This is a genomic window from Saccharibacillus sp. CPCC 101409, assembly GCF_030518235.1.
Classification (GTDB): Bacteria; Bacillota; Bacilli; order Paenibacillales; family Paenibacillaceae; genus Saccharibacillus.
This window is the reverse complement of the sequence record NZ_JAULSA010000005.1, coordinates 334,989-352,126: the sequence shown is the minus strand read 5'-3', so window position 1 is coordinate 352,126 and position 17,138 is coordinate 334,989. Positions and strand designations below refer to the sequence as shown.

The window sequence follows — 17,138 nt, the reverse complement described above, 5'->3', positions numbered from 1 at the left end:
CCGGGCTCGTTCGCTGGATATGATTCGACTGCTTCACGCGCGCAAGCGGTTATGACGAACAATGCGATAATAAACAGAAAAGGCATAAACTTGATCTTGATAACGCTCACCCCTTATCATCTTATGTATAAGAATAAACGCGATAAAAGGCCCGGAGGTTGCTGTGCGCGGGATTGACAAGACGCATTTGGAACAGTTTATCAATCGGCTTAAAAAGGAGAGCATGCCCTGGTGATTCCCGCAGCGCAGAGGTTGATTGAACACATGACCACGGCACGCAAAATGAACTGGACGATTATAGACGCTTACACAACGCTAATAACCAAATACGGCGGGCATGAAGAAGCACGGGCGCTGCTCGATCTGCTTATGTCTCTGCCGGGAACCAATATCGACCAAATGCTGCTGCGGCCTATTAGGGAACATGGCGATTTGGAGATGGCGCGCGAGCTGTACCGCTGGAGCGTGGACGAGAACGGCTTGCGGGAAAAAGCGCCTTACGAGGCGCTGCATGCACTGGGTTATATGGGGCTCGAAGAGTGCTCGGCGGATCTGGTCAAGCTGCTTCGTGCAGACCACTGGCATATTACCAAGAATGCTTGCCTGGGACTTCTGCATCTGAACTGCAGCGCTTACCGGGACGAGATCGAAGCTCTGCTGAACGAATCGTTTGGCAAAGGATTGTTTATTGAATTTCTGCCCGCTCTGGCAAGTCAAGTTGCGGATCGAAGTATCGTACCCCGGTTGGCGGAATGGGGAAATACATCGGCTTCGACCGATTGCAACGCGGGGCTTATTCTCGGAATGGCTTTATTCGGTTCGGAGGAACGCGAAACGATCCGGCAGATTCTGCGGAATCCCGATTGGGACGCTCACGACGGAGGAACGGGAACCCGTTACTGGGCTTACGCCGCGATGCAGCACGTCGGGATTCTGTTTGCGGAATTGATCGAAGATGTGAAAACGCTGAGCGAGCAGCCGATTTCGAAAAGAGAGCTGGAACACCGCTTGGATGTGCTGCATGCGATGTTGGAGTGCAAATTGAACGGGTACGAGAAACCGATTCGATTCATGACAATAAACCCCGAGAGTATCGCGGCGATCTACAGCGATCTTTTTGAATGGACCGGGGCCGATACGGACGATTCGTTAATCGGGCTGATCTCGCAGCAGCTTCCGGAAGAAGAGGATCTGTTGGAGAAATATTATCATCTGCGGGACAAGATGGAGCTGGCGATGCGCTACGAGGCGGAGATGGAGCATTTTAGAGCGAAGAAAGGAGCACGCGATGACAAGAATCGATCTATTGAATGAACAAATCGAAGAACTCCGGCAGCTGTACCGACAGCAAGCGGAAAACCGTTCGTTTCCCCACGACGAGATTCGGCAGCTGGAGGACGATTTCGCCGACGAATTCAGCATAAAAGCTCCACAGGAAATCATTAAAGCGGATATCATCACCTATATGTCGTTTACCGAAGGCCTCGCTTCCGGCGGAATAGCGAGTAGACTCGAAGATCCTCTGGAACGTTATAAAATGCGCAAGTGGCTGAACAAGTCTTTTTTCGAATGGTTCCCGAAATACAGGTTTTTGGAAAGGTACGATTTGAGCGGATACGAAACGTTGAATAAAGAATTGACACGGATTAACGAGTGGAGGCGGAAACTGATTGCGTTAATCGATCTGCGGGAACAGCGCCCATACAAAATTTAAAGGAGTGTACCGAAATGAAAGCCATCATGATCGAACAACAAGAAAACGGAAATCGGCTCCAATTGCAGAACCACCCGGCTCCCGAACCCGCTGCGGGCGAGCTGCTGATCAAAGTTCACGCCGCGGCAGTGAATCGTACCGATATCGTGACCCGCGAAGGCCGGTCCGGCTATGCGGTGAACCCGATCCTGGGCGTGGAAATTGCGGGCGTGGTGGAACAGGCGGACGGAGAGTCGGACTTTGCGCCGGGCGACCGGGTTATGGGGCTGGTAAACGGCGGCGGGTACGCGGAATACGCGGTGATGCCGGCGGATCGCGCGATGAAGATTCCGGCGGCGTATTCGTTTGAACAAGCGGCTGCGGTGCCCGAGGTATTCTTGACGGCTTATCAGACGCTGTACTGGCTTGGACGTCTTCAGCCGAATGAATCGGTGCTGATTCACGCGGGCGCGAGCGGCGTCGGGACGGCGGCGATCCAGCTTGCCAAGAAGCTGAGCGGAGCGCAGGTGATCGTAACGGCCGGTTCGCAGGATAAGCTGGATTTCTGCCGCGAGCTCGGCGCCGATGTGGGAATCGATTACAAGAAGCAGTCTTTTGACGAAGAAGTGCTTGCAGCCACCAACGGCCGGGGCGTCGATCTGATCCTGGATTTCGTCGGCGCGGATTACTGGGACAAGAACCTGGCGAGCGTTGCCAAAGAAGGACGCTGGGTGCTGATCGGCATCCTCGGCGGCGCGCAGGTGGAACGGGTGAATCTGTTTGCCTTGATGTCCAAGTGCGTGCAGCTCACCGCTACCCTGCTCACGCCGAGAAGCGACGAGTACAAAGCGCGCCTGACCTCGGACTTTGTCCGGGACGTTATGCCTTATATGGAAACAGGCGAGATCAAACCGATTATCGACACGGTCTTCCCGCTGGCCGAAGCGATGGAAGCGCAGCGGCATATGGAAGACAACCGGAATATAGGGAAGATTGTGTTGAAAGTGGACTAACATACAAGCGGCTGATCGAAGCCGATACGTAATCGCAAGGAGGTACAACGGTGCAAGGCGATTTGGAGAACAGGAACGACTTTTTGCAAAGTCTGGAGACGAGGCTCTCCGAGTATACCGGGGACTTTTTACAATGGGCGGGCGGGCAGAAGCGGATAGGGGAGTGGGAAACGGATTACCCGGAATGGGATTCGATCGATGCCCTGCTGGAACAATTGGTTCGGTCGACGGACTTTACAAGGTGGAGTTGGAGAACGGTGAACAACATCCTGTATCTGGTCGCCCGCGACAACGAATGCGAGCGGCTGATCGATACGCTGACCGGGAATCCGGAAGCTTTTATCTGTCTCGCCCGGGAAGGATTGAGATACCCGGATGACGACGCCAGATGGCAGTTTGCGCATCATCTGTCGGATATAGCCGGCGAATATCCCGAAGCGGAGCCGATCATGTTGGACTACTGCACAGACACTTCCGAATATGTGAAACGCAGAGCTTTGCTGGCGCTGGGGTATGTCAAGTCCGTTCATGCGGAAGCCAAAGCGATCGAAGCCTGGCATTCCAACCTGGAATATCAAAAGATGGCGGCGCTGGAAACGTTGTATCAGGTGCGGTCGCCGCAGTTGGATGCCTATCTTGAATTCGGTCTAAACGATAAGTTCAAATATGTGCGGGAGAACGCGGAGCGCATAAAAGGAATAATTCATCATTTTTAAACTTGATTGTTCGGGAAAGATCGGCTAAGATAGAAAAAGGGAACATACATTCTTGTTTTTGGGATCCAGGGAATTGAGGTGAAACAATCCCGGCCTGAGTTATCGCGTTAAGCGCAAGTGGCAAGGAATCGGTTCGCAATCGCTCTAAGTCGCCTGTCGATACCCATCACCGCGAGTCCGGGTATGGATCGCTTTCCAATCAAGAGCCTGGCTCAAAAATAAGGAGGAACCCACATGTTGTTTATGATTATTGTCAAAGCCGCGAAGAATTCCGAAGAAGGCAAGCTCCCGAGCGAGGAACTCATGCAAGCGATGGACAAGTACAACGAGGATCTGGAGGAAGCGGGAGTACGCATCATGTCGAAAGGGCTTCATCCGACCACCAAAGCGATTCGGATTTCGTATCCGGAATCGGGCGAGCCGGTCGTAACCGAGGGTCCGTTTACACAGTCGGAAGACCTGGTCGCGGGATTTATCGTGATCGACGTGGAATCCTGGGAAGACGCCGTCAAATGGGCCAAACGTATGCCGGACCCGCAGGGCGGCGGCGAAGGCCGGATCGAGCTGCGCCAGATTTTTTAAACCGGTTATCTCATCCATAATGTTTGACTTCAATATTCACATAAGCCGTTTATAAAAAAAGGAACCCTTCTCCCGCCGGAGCGCATGTTTGCGCTTTATCCGGATGGAGGAAGGGTTCTTTCGTTTGTTTATCGATCGTGCAGGGGAGCCGAAAGGACCGGGTTGTTCCGGTCTTATCGCTCCGCCGATATGGAGATCATCTGCACGACCTTCCGGCTGTCTCCGGTCAATACGGCTTCCGCCGCGTTCATCTGCGAAGAACCGTCTCCGTCGAGGAAGATGCCTTCGCGTCCGGTTCCGGGCACGGCGCCGAGCAGCGCGGCGCGGAAATTCGAAGCCGTGCAGGCCGTCGGCGTTACGATCAGCCAGAGCTTGCCTTCATCGTTATACACAAGCGCCGAGCGCATGCGCGCTTCGTCGGCAAACGGCAGCTTTTCCTTGCGCGATTCCCTCAACCAGTTTCGCTCGTCGTTCAGGTTCAGGCTGACACCGCCCTGGGCGAAATAACGATTCCGGTCCGGCACGTCCAACTCGTCCGCGGACGATACGACCTGTACCGAAAAGACGCGCTTCGCGCCGTCCCAGACCAGCGTGCCGCGGGCGTACTTTTCATTGAACCAGCCCGATCCGTAGCCGCCGGGCTTGCCGTTCACCGGCTCATCGTTCATCACGGCGATCGATAGCAGATCTTTTTCGTAGAAAAAGCCGCCGTTGATGCCGTAAGCCGGAATCTGCCGCAGCGGCAGATCGTCGGCCCGGAGTACGATGTCGTCCGGAGCTGCCGCCATCATATACAGATGCGGCTGGCCCGGCTGCTCCGCTTCCAGATACGTGTAGCGCCCGGGCAGTCCGTCGAATACTTCTCGGGGCTCCGGCTTCAGCACAAGCAGCAGGGCCAATGCCGCGCCGGACAGCCCCAGCAGCGCGGCAAGTCCAATCGCGATCCGCCGGCGCAGTCTGCGGCGCAGCCAGTCCCGTTCGCCCTGCCGGGCGGCCGCTTCTTCCGCGGCTTCGATATCCGCGGGCGAACCTGCCGGACGGCTTGCCGCTTCGGCCGTGCCGCTCCGCTTCGCGGGAGCGTCGAATTCTCCGTTATTCTCCTTGGACATAGGCGCACAGCAGCTGCGCGGTGCCGATCACGGCGCGGGTATGCGTGCGCTCCATCGAATGCGAAGCGTGCACGCCCGGCCCGATCAGCGCCGCGCGGATATTGCTGCCTCCGCGCAGAGCGGCCGAAGCGTCGGAGCCGTAGTACGGATAAATATCCACCGCGTGCTCGATGCCCCCGGCTTCGCACAGCTCGATCAGCCGGCCGGTCATATGATAATCGTAAGGACCGGAAGAGTCTTTGGCGCAGATCGAGACGTCTGTTTCTTTGCAGCTCAGGTCGTCGCCCATGCAGCCCATATCGACGGCGATCAGCTCGGCGATATCATTCGGGATATACGCCGTGCCGTGGCCGACTTCTTCGTAGTTCGAGATCAGCAGCTTGACGTTCTGCTTGGGTTTCCAGCCTTCGCGCTTGATCGACTCCAGCAGGCCGAACAGGGCGGCTACGCTCGCTTTGTCGTCCAGATGGCGGGACTTGATATAGCCGCTCTCCGTTACCACGGCGCGGGCGTCGAACGAAATATAATCGCCGGTGCGGATGCCGAGTGCTTCCACGTCTTCGCGCGAAGACACCAGCTCGTCGATCCGCACTTCCATATGTTCTTCCGAGCGTTTGAAGTCGCGCGCGTCGGCGTAGACGTGCACCGAAGGATGCTGCGTCAGGATGGTACCGGTATAGGTCCTGCCGCCGCGGGTGTGGACGATGCAGTATTCGTTCTCGATACTGGACATGGCGAATCCGCCGAGCGAAGTGAGCTTGAGCGTGCCGTGCGGCGTGATCGAGCGGACCATCGCGCCCAGCGTGTCCACGTGACCGCTCAGGCCGACCGTATAGGAATCGTTTTCGCCTTCGACGCTGATAATCGCGCCGCCTTTTTCGTTAAACGTCACCGGGAAGCCGAGCGATTCCGCTTCTTCGCGGATCAGGTCGATAATGTGGTGCGTGTACCCGGTCGGGCTCGGGGTATCCAGCAGTTTTTTGAGCAGGGTAATTACGTAATTCTCGTCGATATGTACCGTCATAATAAAGTTCCTCCAGAATCGAATAAAATTGAAATCAAGAAAATCGCAATCAAGAAGAAAACCGCTTCCTCGCAAAGCAAGGCGGCGGTTTCTGCTTGAATGCTGTGGAATCGTACGAATCGACGCCGGACACCGCAATCGATCCGGGCCAATCGGCGTTTTACGACTTGTCCGTGCGGAAGCCCCGCGATTCCGGCGTGCCGCCGAGTTCGCCGGAGATCGGCTCAAGCGGAGCCGGATCGGACGATACGGTCGGTTCGTACGGAGCCGGCGGCACGACCGCAGCAGGAACGGACGCCTGTTTCTGAAGCTGTTCGTTCTCCAGCCGCAGCTTCTTCATCTCGCGGTGCAGCCGGAACTGCCGGTAAATGCCGAACAGCCCCACGATCAGTCCGCCGAACAGCGCGCTGCCGAGAATCAGCAGAACCAGCGGCACGTTCGCGTAGCCGAACAGGAAATTCACCTCGACCGGATTCACGTTGATGACCGCGAAGATCGCCGTAATCAGCGCAAAGATCAGCATAAGGATCAAAGACCATTGGATTCTCATTGCCGGACACAACCCCTTTCCTTTAGAAGACCCTACGTCAATCATTAGCCGCTTGGATAACTTTTGACGCAGGAGCCGGAAAGGGCGTTATTTCGACAATTCTTCCATCTGCTCGATCAAGGCTTCGAACACGCTCATTGCCGAGCGAACCGGTTCCGGGGAAGCCATATCGACACCCGCTTTTTGCAGGATATTGATCGAATAATCGCTGCCGCCGCTTTTCAGGAAACCGAGGTAGCGTTCGACCGCCGGCGCGCCTTCGTCGAGGATCTGCTTGGAGAAGCTCGTCGCGGCGGAGAAGCCGGTGGCGTATTTGTACACATAGAAGCTGTTGTAGAAATGCGGGATGCGCGCCCATTCCATCTCGATATCCTGATCCACCACCATATCCGGACCGTGGTACTGCACGTTCAGGTCGTAGTAGATCGTCGACAGGTCCTGCGGCGTCAGCGATTCTCCGGCTTCGGTACGCGCGTGCACGATTTTTTCGAACTCGGCGAACATGGTCTGGCGGAACACCGTGGTGCGGAACTGGTCGGCGTAGTACGTCAGCAGGTACATTTTTTCTTTCGGATCGGTCGCTTTCTTGAGCAGGTAATCCATCAGCAGCGCTTCGTTGGTCGTCGAGGCGACTTCGGCCAGGAAAATGGTGTACTGCGCGTCGCGGTACTTCTGGGTATTATCCGAGTAGTACGAATGCAGCGCGTGGCCCATCTCGTGAGCGAGGGTAAACATGCTGTTCAGATTGTCTTTGTGGTTGAGCAGCACGTAAGGATGGACGCCGTAAGCGCCCGAGCTGTATGCGCCCGTCCGTTTGCCTTCATTTTCGTAAATATCGATCCAGCCTTCTTTGAAGCTGTTATCGAGCACGTTGAGATAATCTTCGCCGAGCGGCTGCAGGCCGTCGATTACCGTCTGCTTCGCTTCGTCGTAGGTGATATCCATCTTGAATTCTTCCACCAGCGGAGCGAACAGGTCGTACATATGCAGTTCGTCCACGCCCATCAGCTTTTTGCGCAATCTCATGTAGCGGTGCAGGATCGGCAGGCTTTCGTGGATCGCGTCCAGCAGATTGTCGTAGACGGACACCGGAACGTTGTCGCCGTACAGCTTCATTTCCAGCACCGACGGATATTTGCGGGCGCGGGAGTAGAAAATGTTTTTGTTCACGTTCGCCGTCAGCGACGCGCCGATCGTGTTCTTGAGCTTGTTGTACGTGGCGTACACGGTCTGGAACGCGCGGCGGCGCACGTCGACGTTCGGATTCTCTAGGAACTGGATATAGCTGCCGTGCGTCAGTTCGACTTCGTTGCCGTGCTCGTCTTCGATATTCGGGAACTTGAGGTCCGCATTGTTCAGCATGCCGAAAATATTCTGCGGAGCGGAAGCGATATTGCCGACCTGCGCCAGCAGCGCTTCTTCGGCCTGCGTCAGTACATGCGCTTTCTCGCGTTTCATTTCCTGCAAAGTAAAACGGTAATCTTCGAGCGCCTCGGCTTCAATCAGTTGGTCCAGCCGGGCGTCGTCGAGCGACAGGATCTCCGGCGTGATAAACGACATCGCTTCGCCCGCTTCGACCAGCAGCTTGCGGCCTTTTTGCGTCAGCGACTGGTAGGTCGGGTTGGCGGTGTCCTGATCGTGATACAGATGGGTGTAGACGTAGAGCTGTTCCAGCTTCAGCGATACCTCGTCTTCGAACTTGAAGCACTCGGCAATCCTGGCTTCGTTGTTCAACTTGCCGCGGAAATCTTCGAACTGCTTGAGCTGTTTTTTGGTTTCTTCGTACGCGGCGTTCCAGGCGGCTTGATCTGCAAACAGGTCGGTCAGCTTCCATTGATGCTCGGGCGATACTTCGCTTCTTTTGGGCAGGGATTTGGGCGTGGTGCTCATGTTTGGGACCTCCTCGGAATATAAGGGATATATAAAGGAAAGGAACGGCCGCTTTTCGTAAACGTTACATGGTGAACAGCGTGTAGACCGTCAGGATGAACGAGATCAGCAGCAGCAGCGCCGAAGCGGCGGCCAGACCCCGTCTGAGTTTGGGCGGAATCGAATCTTTGTTGAATACGACCACGGCGCCGAGAATCAGGGTCAGCACGACCAGGACGGCAACATTCGTAAAGGGCATAAGCGCCTACACTTCCTTGAAAGCATCCATGATGCTCTGCCATTCTTCGTCGGTGCCGTCGAATTTTTCTTTCGCGAAGCGGTTTTTGGCCCATTCCATCATCGCGGGACGGCTCATGAACGTATGGCATTCTTCGCCCCACTGGTCGGAAATTTCGCGCAGAACCAGCTGGCGTCCCTGTACCTCGACAGTCAGCATGTTCCAGTTGTCCTTTTTGTAAATACGGTGTTTTTTAATCATTTTGGTCATTCCTCGTTTCGCATCGTTTCTGTTCCTATTTAAAAGCATAACCCACCCGGCAAACGAAAATCAACGCCTGAGGCAGTTTGAAGTTTTCAATTGCCAAAGGTTTTTTCTTCGGGTATAATAACGATATTCACCATAGATGGTGATATTTTTAGGAGGTTGTTCACTTGAAAGGTACAGTTAAATGGTTTAACGCAGAAAAAGGTTATGGTTTCCTTTCCGTAGAAGGCGGAGAAGACGTATTCGTACACTTCTCGGCAATCCAAGGCGACGGATTCAAGACTCTTGACGAAGGTCAAGAAGTAGAATTCGAAATCACCGACGGAAACCGCGGACCGCAAGCAGCTAACGTAATCAAACTGTAAGAATTCGCATTCTTGCGCTAATTTGATGACATAGCAGACCCAGGCACAGTTCCTTTACGGGGATTGTGCCTTTTTGCATGCGCATAAAGAAAAAGCGGCGCGGGAAGCGCCGGAGCAAGGATCAGCCCGCGGGCCGATCCAGCTTCGGTTCGCGTCCCATGCGCCGCAAAACCAGAAAGATAATCGAAGCTTCGGCCAGCAGGCCGAGCGATTGGGCGAGCGCGCCGACTATGCCGTTCCAGTGCGGAAACAGCGCGACGAGCAGGAACAGGGCGGCGATCGTGCAGATCGCGTTGGCGAGCTGCGAACGCAGCATGACTTTGGTCTGGCCGCCGAGCAGGATCAGGCCGTTGCCGTAATCGAGCCAGGGCATAACGAGCGGATACAGGATAAAAGCCCGCAGCGTGCGCAGACTTTCTTCCAGCAGCACGCCTTCGACGTTCATCACATGGCCGAATACCCAGTAGCCGAGCGGAGTGTAGGCGATCGCCGCGACGAGCGAAACGGGGATGAAGCCGATCGCCAGCGCGAACTTGCGTACCAGCACCGGATCGATCCGGTAATAGTTCAGCACGATCTGGTGGATATAAAGGAAGAAACTCAGCATGAGCTGCATCAGGCTGCCGGCCACCGCGAACGCGGAGATCGCCAGGGCGACGCCTTCCGTCTTGCCCAGCATGATATTGAGCGCGGGCCCGATAAACATCGCCACGAGCGCCGAATACAGCAGCGGTTTGTAGAACCGGAATATATCGCCGCGTGTCTCGATCGGATGGCCCGCTTTCTTGAGCGGCATGTTCCGGGCGATATTCCGTCCTTCGAAAAAACTCACCGACGCTTCGATCACCATGCCGCCCACGAAGATCACCGCGCCGACGACGCCGCTGTTTACGCCGTAGATATGCAGGAAATAGAGCGACATCAGGTACATGCCCGCCAGCCGGATGATCATGCCGATCGTGAGCCATTTGGTGCGGTTGTTCGTGATGATGATGCCCTGGTAGATATTGCGGATCACGGAAAACACGCTGACGAACATCAGCACGGAGTAGACGGTCAGCACTTTGGGCAGCAGCTCGCGGTCCACGCCGAACACGAAGCCGAAGATGGCGTGTCCGATCGGCGTATACGCGATCAGGAAGCCGATCAGCATCACGCAGACGAGGAATACATAAGTCACGAACGTCAGCGAACGGAACGAGATCTTGTCGCGCACCAGCGCGGAGCAGGTCTGCCGCAGCAGCGTGGATGGGCGTTCGGTGATCGACAGCAGGCTGCTGGCGATGGCGTAGCTGGCGATTACGGTCTCCGGCGACACCGCCGAGGCCAGCGTACGGTTGATAATGACATGGGAAAAGGTAACGAGCGAAGCGGACAGGCCGAGCGGAACGAAAAAAGTCAGCAAGCGCTTCCAGGAAAGCGGTTCTTCGGACATGGGAAACTCCTTTTCAATCGTGCGCGTAATTGGAACACAGTCGGAAGGCGCCGCGGCCCGCCGGATCAACTTTCAGTATAGCATAGCGGGACGTCCATGGGCCCGGGGGCGAAAAAGATTTCGAAAATTGAACGTTTTTTGTCGCGCGCGAACGCCGTTTGGCGCTTTTACAGGCGGAAAGCGGCGCCTTTTGCAGAAAAAGGACTGAAAAATTCTGAGAATATGACGAAGGTTATTTGTACAAATCCGGCCCTCATATTATAATGGGAAATGAATTTGGGTAGACTCAAGACTGGCATTTGGAGGTACGCTTTGAACCGACTTAGAACCGCACACACCGTCCCGGAAGATCCCGTCAGCCTGATGCGGTTGGTGTACAAGACCGTGCTGCCGGACGTTCGCCTCGCGCTCGGAGGATGGCGAAGCTATGCGCAGACCATTCCCGATCCCGAACTGCGGACCCAGGCGCTGGCCAGCATCGCCGACAAAGAATTTCACTGTCAGGGAGGCTCGGTATACGCGGCCATCAATCCGGACAAGAAAGACGTCCTCATCCCGCTGATCGTCGCTTTGCAGACCATCAGCGACTACCTCGACAATCTGTGCGACCGAAGCACATCGATGGACCCCGAGGATTTCCGCTTACTACATAAGTCCATGCTGGACGCGGTCGATCCGAACGCGCAGCCGGAGAATTACTATCGTTTCCGCGAGGAGCAGGAAGACGGAGGCTATTTGAACGCGCTCGTCGCCGCCTGCCAGAACGGAGTGCGGCAGCTGCCCGGTTATGTCCATGCACAGCCTTATGTAAGGCTTCTCGTCGGTCTGTACGGCGACCTGCAGGTCTATAAGCATATCTCGCCCGAGCTGCGGGAACATTCGCTGACCTCATGGCGGGCGGAGCATGCGGAGCTTGCGCCCGACCTGTACTGGAACGAGTTCGCCGCGGCCACCGGTTCGACGCTCGGCATGTTTATGCTGTTTGCCGGCGCCAGCCGCGCCGACTTCGACACGGCCGCGGCCAAATCCGTCTACGAAGCCTATTTTCCTTACGTCTGCGGTCTGCATATCATGCTCGATTACTTGATCGACCAGGAAGAAGACCGCGTCGGAGGCGACCTGAATTTTTGCAATTATTACGAGAGCGGGGAAGCCATGCTCGGACGCGTCGAAGAGATCGTAAACGGCGCGCGCCGCGACGTGGCGGGGCTTCCGCATGCCGCTTTCCACCGGATGGTCATCGAAGGGCTGCTGGCTCTGTACCTGTCCGATCCGAAAGTCAGCCAGCAGCAGGATGTGCGAACCGTGTCTAAACGGTTGATGAAGAAAAGCCCGCTGACGCGCCTGTTTTTTTTCGTCAACAGTATATGGATCCGCAAACATAAGCAGGATTAACGAGGAGGAAGCAACATGTCAGCAGTAAAAAAAATCGCAGTATTGACCAGCGGAGGGGACTCCCAGGGGATGAACGCGGCGCTGCGCGCCGTCGTCCGGAGCGCGCTTTATCACGGAATCGAAATCTTCGGGATTCAGCGCGGCTACCAGGGTCTGCTGAATAACGATATTTTCTCGATGGACCTGCGCAGCGTGGGCGACATCATCCAGCGCGGCGGAACCGTGCTTCAATCGGCCCGCTCCAAAGAATTCTATACCGAAGAAGGCCAGCGCAAAGGCGCGGAGATCCTGCGCAGCTACGGTATCGACGGCCTTGTCGTCATCGGCGGCGACGGTTCGTACCACGGCGCCAACAAACTGAGCAAGCTCGGCATCAACACCATGGGCCTGCCGGGCACCATCGACAACGATATTTCGTTTACCGACTATACGATCGGCTTCGATACGGCCGTAGGCGTCGTGGTCGACGCGATCAATAAGCTGCGCGATACGATGTCTTCGCACGAACGCGCTTCCGTCGTGGAAGTCATGGGCCGTCACTGCGGCGATATCGCGCTGCACGCGGGCCTGGCCTCGGGCGCGGAAACGATCCTCGTGCCGGAAGTGCCGTACGATCTGGACGAAGTGGCGCAGCGCATGACGCACAACTTCGCGATGGGCAAGCGCCACAGTATCATCATCGTGGCCGAAGGCGCCGGCAAAGGCGAAGATATCGCGACGGAACTGTCGCAGCGCTCCAAGCAGATCGATGCGCGCGTGACCGTACTGGGCCATATCCAGCGCGGCGGCACGCCGACTCCGTTCGACCGCAACCTGGCCAGCCGCCTCGGCGACTTCGCCGTACGCTCGCTGATCCGCGGCGAGAGCGATAAAGCCTGCGGCATTATCAAAGGCGAGCTGACGCTGACCGATATCGACAAAGTCGTGAATACGAAGAATACGTTCGACAGCGAGATGTACGAACTGGCGCTGCGCTTGTCGCAGTAAGTCCGGCGTCGAACCCGCAGCGGGCGCAGGCGCAAGCCCGGCTCCAAGCGGAACAGATACACAAAGCCCCGTTTCGAAAACGACGAGAAAGCCTGCCGTTTTCGGAACGGGGTTTATTGGTTTACTCGATGCGGGTAAAAGAAAGCGGGCGGGCAAACAGGGAAAAGCGCAAGTCGGCGCAGTTCCGTTTGCACCACGAGCCGGATTGGCAGGATTAATCGGAAAGGAGGCGCTTGACGATGATTACCGTCGGACTGACCGGCTGGGGAGATCACGATTCGATCTACACGACGAAAGAAGCGGCGAAGCAGAAGCTGGTCACTTACGGCAAGCTGTTCGGAACCGTGGAAGTGGACAGTATGTTTTATGCGATTCAGTCCAAGCGGAATATGGAAAAATGGACCGCGGAGACGCCCGCGAATTTCCGCTTCGTTGTCAAAGCGTTCCAGGGCATGACCGGGCATTCGCGCGGCAAGATCCCTTTCGACAGCGAAGACGAGATGTACGAAGCGTTCCGCTTGTCCGTAAGCACGATGCAGAATGCGAACAAGCTCAAAGCCGCGCTGTTCCAGTTCCCGCCGTGGTTCGACTGCACGCGGGAAAATGTGCTGAAGCTGCGCGAGATCCGCGGCAGGATGGAAGGGATTCCGTGCGCGCTGGAGTTCCGCAACCAGACCTGGTTCCAGCCCGTCATGCGGGAGCGGACGCTGAAGTTCATGCGCGAAGGGAACTGGATCCACAGCGTCTGCGACGAGCCGCAGGCGGGCACGGGTTCGGTGCCGATCGTCGAGGAGGCGACCGACTCGGAACTCACGATCGTGCGCATGCACGGGCGCAACGCTTCCGGCTGGCAGTCGGCGAACCAGCCGAACTGGCGCGAAGTGCGGTATTTGTACCGCTACAATACGCAGGAGCTGGAAGAATGGGCGGAGCGGCTGCGCAGACTGGAGCGTCAATCGGCGGAAGTATGCGTTGTGTTCAACAACAACTCCGGCGGCGACGCCGCGGACAACGCGCGCGAATTGATGGGCATTCTCGGCCAGGACGTGCCCAAACTGCCCGGCGAAGACGATCCGCAGCAGCTGGATTTGTTCGAGTTTTAGGCCGGCCCGCCGCGGTGCAGCCGCTGCACTTTGAGCAGCCGCATCACGAGCAGCGCCGCGCCCGCGGCCAGGCCGGCGATCAGGCCCAGCCAGTAGCCGAACGCTCCGAAGGACGTATGCACGGCCAGGATATACCCGAGCGGCAGGCCGATGCCCCAGTAGGCGATCAGCGTGATAAAGAAAGCCGGCGTCACGTCTTTGTAGCCGCGCAGCGCGCCCTGGATCGGCGTCGCCAGCGCGTCCGACAGCTGGAAGAAGATCGCGTAGCCCAGGAACTGGACGATCAGGGCGGTGACGGCCGGATCGGTCGAATAAATCAGCGCCACCCCGTCGCCGAACAGCAGCAGTACGACCGCGGTAACGATCGCCATGCAGACGGCGGAGCCGACGCCGATCAGCGCGTACTGCCGGGCGTCTTTCGCCCGGCCCGCGCCCGCTTCGTAGCCGACGAGAATCGTCAGCGCCATGCAGACGGCGAGCGGGAACATGTACAGGGTGGACGCGAAGTTGATCGCGGCCGAATGCGCCGCGACCGCGTTCGTGCCGAACCGGTTCATCAGCAGCGTGACGGCGGCGAAGATCGACGTTTCGAAGAACGTCGCGAAGCCGATCGGAATGCCGAGCCGCAGCAGTTCGCCCTGCTTGGCCCACGAGATGCGGTGCCATTTGCGGAAAAAGCCGAATGCGGCAAACGGCTGCGATCGGTGCATCACCAGCAGCGCGATCAGGAAGATGACCCAGTACGTTACGGCGCTGGCGATCCCCGCCCCCACGCCGCCGAGCCGCGGGAAGCCGAATTTGCCGAAGATCAGCAAATAGTTCAGCAGCAGCTGGACCGGCAGCGAGCAGAGGGTAATCGCCATCGACACTCTCGTTTGGCCGAGCGCGTCGATACAGCCGCGCAGCACCGTATAGCCGAACAGCGGCACCACGCCGAACGCCAGGCAGATCAGGAATTTGTAGGCCGTATCCGCCACTTCGGCTTCCGCGCCCATCAACCCTAGCGCCGGCTTGAGCAGCAGCGCGCCGAGCAGCAGAACGACAGCGGAGAAGATCAGTGACAGCAGCAGCGCCTGGAAGACGTTGAAGCGCACGTCGCGTTCCCGTCCGCCGCCCATCAGCTGCGACACGATCGGCATAATGCCGTTCAATACGCCGTTGAGGCCGGTCTGCACGGGCATCCACAGACTGACGCCGATCGAGACGCCGGCCTGCGCGGCGGGACCTACCTGCCCCGTCATGCTCGTGTCGAAGAACGCCATCGCCGACAAGGCGAGCTGCGTGACGAAGATCGGCAGGAACACGACGAAAAAGCGTGAAATTTTCTGGTTGATCGTATAGGTAGGCTGCATCGTTCCAATTCCTTTCGCTATCGGGCTTTCCGACCGCTGCGTTCGAGCGCAGGCAAAAACCCGGCCTTAAACATCGGCCGGGCGCGCCCTCATAAAGAACCGGCCCGTCGACAGACGAGCCGGTTCTGCTTGCTGTATGTTCAGTCTTTGCCGTAGTTCCCGTTCTCGGTATACCGGTTGGAGGCGTTCCACAGCAGATATTCGTCGACGTTCATATCGGCGAGAGCTTTGATCTGCGCGTCCACTTCGGCTTTGCCGTATTTGGTATAGTGTCCGCTGCCGAGCCAGCTTGCCGTAAAGTCCTGAATCCACGGGCGTACGATCGGGCGCTGCGATTCGTCTTTGATCTCGTCCAGCTTTTTGAACGTATCGACCATGGAGCCTTTGATCGTTTTGTACGGTTCTTTGTCCGGATCTTTCGCATCGAACCAGCCGGTCGAGTAGTGGCTCGGATAAACCATCGGCGCGATGACGTCGACGTTCTCGGAGATCTTGGTGAAATCCTGTCCGATGCCGTCGGCCGCAGGTACCGAAGCCGCGTAGCCGAAAATGTCGACCGAAACGCGGACGCCGAGCGGAGCGAGTTCTTTGCGCGCGTACTGCACGAATTCCGATACCGCTTCGGTGCGGGATCTATCGCCCATTTTCTCGTATTTCAGCGTATCCGCGCGTTTCTCGAAACCTTCCGCGAAGCGCACATAGTCGAACTGGATTTCTTTGAAGCCTTTGGCGGCCGCTTCCTTGGCAATCGCGATGTTGTAATCCCAGACTTCTTTGCTGTACGGATTGACGAACGCGTCGCCGCCGCCGTTTTTCCAGACGCTTCCGTCCGAATTGGTGAACGACAGTTCCGGATGGTTCTGCGCCAGCACGGTATCTTTGAACACGACGATCCGCGCGATCGGATAAACGTTGTGCTTTTTGAGCTTGGCCATCAGTTCGTCGATATCGGGAATGAATTTCTGGGCGGTGCCCATTTTCAGCAGTTCCTGATTGTCGGTCTTGTACGTTATGTACCCCGAGTCGTCCTTGATGTCGATAACCATCGCGTTCAGGCCGGTAGTGTCGAGCAGATCGAGCAGCTGCGTCATTCTGGAACCGCCCGCGCTGTAAGCGGTCACGTAGACGCCTTTGACTTTCGGCGCGTCCGGCTGCGGGTCGATCTTGATCGGAGGATTGTCGGCGTCGATCACGACGCTGTTTTTCTGCGCGGTCAGCGCGCTCGTGTTCCAGGCGGACTGTACCGCCACCGAGATCGGATTTGCGTCGACCTGAGCCGGCTGCTGAGCGGCCCCCGGGCTGAAGCTGCCTACCGTAAGAGCCAGCAGGCTCCATAAGATGTCCATTTCGTTCTCTCCCTTGTGTTGACGTGATTCGCGGTCTCTTCCGCAGTAAAACGGCGTCGGACGATAGCGATCCGTAGAAAAGCCGTATGCGGCC

Annotated in this window: 18 protein-coding genes; 9 read left to right on the top strand and 9 right to left on the bottom strand. The window is 57.0% G+C overall.

Going from position 1 to position 17,138, the window contains the following annotated elements:
- Nucleotides 1–264 precede the first annotated feature (264 nt).
- From QWJ34_RS14225 to QWJ34_RS14205, 5 genes are all read left to right on the top strand, one after another.
- Nucleotides 265–1,314 (top strand): hypothetical protein, encoded by a 1,050-nt coding sequence (locus QWJ34_RS14225; RefSeq protein WP_302728768.1) that lies wholly within the window; start codon nucleotides 265–267, stop codon nucleotides 1,312–1,314.
- Nucleotides 1,289–1,714 (top strand): YxiJ family protein, encoded by a 426-nt coding sequence (locus tag QWJ34_RS14220; protein ID WP_302728766.1) that lies wholly within the window; start codon nucleotides 1,289–1,291, stop codon nucleotides 1,712–1,714. Before QWJ34_RS14225 ends, QWJ34_RS14220 begins: the two co-directional genes overlap by 26 nt.
- 14 nt (nucleotides 1,715–1,728) lie before the next feature.
- Nucleotides 1,729–2,706, top strand: coding sequence for an NAD(P)H-quinone oxidoreductase (locus tag QWJ34_RS14215; protein WP_302728764.1), 978 nt, complete (start codon nucleotides 1,729–1,731; stop codon nucleotides 2,704–2,706).
- Nucleotides 2,707–2,756: 50 nt separating this feature from the next.
- Nucleotides 2,757–3,422: a HEAT repeat domain-containing protein gene (locus tag QWJ34_RS14210; protein WP_302728762.1), complete on the top strand. Its 666-nt coding sequence runs from the start codon at nucleotides 2,757–2,759 to the stop codon at nucleotides 3,420–3,422.
- A 234-nt stretch (nucleotides 3,423–3,656) separates the two neighbouring features.
- Complete coding sequence (locus tag QWJ34_RS14205; protein WP_302728760.1) at nucleotides 3,657–4,004, top strand: YciI family protein; 348 nt, start codon at nucleotides 3,657–3,659, stop codon at nucleotides 4,002–4,004.
- Nucleotides 4,005–4,177: 173 nt separating this feature from the next.
- On the opposite strand, the gene QWJ34_RS14200 is transcribed toward QWJ34_RS14205, so the two are convergent.
- From QWJ34_RS14200 to QWJ34_RS14175, 6 genes are all read right to left on the bottom strand, one after another.
- Nucleotides 4,178–5,113, bottom strand: a complete 936-nt coding sequence (locus QWJ34_RS14200; RefSeq protein WP_302728759.1) for a hypothetical protein — start codon at nucleotides 5,111–5,113, stop codon at nucleotides 4,178–4,180.
- Nucleotides 5,097–6,137 (bottom strand): M42 family metallopeptidase, encoded by a 1,041-nt coding sequence (locus QWJ34_RS14195; protein WP_302728757.1) that lies wholly within the window; start codon nucleotides 6,135–6,137, stop codon nucleotides 5,097–5,099. The genes QWJ34_RS14200 and QWJ34_RS14195 overlap by 17 nt, the downstream gene beginning before the upstream one ends.
- A gap of 160 nt (nucleotides 6,138–6,297) precedes the next feature.
- Entirely contained in the window at nucleotides 6,298–6,687 is a 390-nt protein-coding gene (locus QWJ34_RS14190; RefSeq protein WP_302728755.1) for a LapA family protein, read from the bottom strand.
- Between the two features lie 87 nt (nucleotides 6,688–6,774).
- On the bottom strand, nucleotides 6,775–8,577 hold the full coding sequence (pepF, locus tag QWJ34_RS14185) for an oligoendopeptidase F (RefSeq protein ID WP_302728753.1): 1,803 nt from the start codon (nucleotides 8,575–8,577) through the stop codon (nucleotides 6,775–6,777).
- A 64-nt stretch (nucleotides 8,578–8,641) separates the two neighbouring features.
- Complete coding sequence (locus tag QWJ34_RS14180; RefSeq protein ID WP_302728751.1) at nucleotides 8,642–8,815, bottom strand: hypothetical protein; 174 nt, start codon at nucleotides 8,813–8,815, stop codon at nucleotides 8,642–8,644.
- A 6-nt stretch (nucleotides 8,816–8,821) separates the two neighbouring features.
- Nucleotides 8,822–9,055, bottom strand: a complete 234-nt coding sequence (locus QWJ34_RS14175; RefSeq protein ID WP_302728749.1) for a hypothetical protein — start codon at nucleotides 9,053–9,055, stop codon at nucleotides 8,822–8,824.
- 173 nt (nucleotides 9,056–9,228) lie between these two features.
- On the opposite strand from QWJ34_RS14175, the gene QWJ34_RS14170 reads away from it, so the two are divergent.
- The gene (locus QWJ34_RS14170) at nucleotides 9,229–9,426 is read left to right on the top strand and encodes a cold shock domain-containing protein (RefSeq protein ID WP_018975236.1); all 198 of its coding nucleotides are present in this window, start codon (nucleotides 9,229–9,231) and stop codon (nucleotides 9,424–9,426) included.
- 121 nt (nucleotides 9,427–9,547) lie between these two features.
- On the opposite strand, the gene QWJ34_RS14165 is transcribed toward QWJ34_RS14170, so the two are convergent.
- A complete protein-coding gene (locus tag QWJ34_RS14165) occupies nucleotides 9,548–10,861 on the bottom strand; it encodes a multi antimicrobial extrusion protein MatE (protein WP_302728743.1) in 1,314 nt (437 codons plus the stop codon).
- A gap of 363 nt (nucleotides 10,862–11,224) precedes the next feature.
- On the opposite strand from QWJ34_RS14165, the gene QWJ34_RS14160 reads away from it, so the two are divergent.
- From QWJ34_RS14160 to QWJ34_RS14150, 3 genes are all read left to right on the top strand, one after another.
- Entirely contained in the window at nucleotides 11,225–12,256 is a 1,032-nt protein-coding gene (locus QWJ34_RS14160; protein ID WP_302728818.1) for a tetraprenyl-beta-curcumene synthase family protein, read from the top strand.
- Between the two features lie 15 nt (nucleotides 12,257–12,271).
- Entirely contained in the window at nucleotides 12,272–13,243 is a 972-nt protein-coding gene (gene pfkA / locus QWJ34_RS14155) for a 6-phosphofructokinase (RefSeq protein ID WP_302728741.1), read from the top strand.
- Nucleotides 13,244–13,482: 239 nt separating this feature from the next.
- Nucleotides 13,483–14,346, top strand: a complete 864-nt coding sequence (locus tag QWJ34_RS14150; RefSeq protein ID WP_302728739.1) for a DUF72 domain-containing protein — start codon at nucleotides 13,483–13,485, stop codon at nucleotides 14,344–14,346.
- Here the strand turns inward: QWJ34_RS14150 and QWJ34_RS14145 are convergent.
- Both QWJ34_RS14145 and QWJ34_RS14140 read right to left on the bottom strand, forming a co-directional pair.
- Nucleotides 14,343–15,698 (bottom strand): MATE family efflux transporter, encoded by a 1,356-nt coding sequence (locus QWJ34_RS14145; protein WP_302728737.1) that lies wholly within the window; start codon nucleotides 15,696–15,698, stop codon nucleotides 14,343–14,345. The genes QWJ34_RS14150 and QWJ34_RS14145 overlap by 4 nt on opposite strands.
- A 140-nt stretch (nucleotides 15,699–15,838) precedes the next feature.
- Complete coding sequence (locus QWJ34_RS14140) at nucleotides 15,839–17,044, bottom strand: putative glycoside hydrolase (protein WP_302728735.1); 1,206 nt, start codon at nucleotides 17,042–17,044, stop codon at nucleotides 15,839–15,841.
- Nucleotides 17,045–17,138 lie beyond the last annotated feature (94 nt).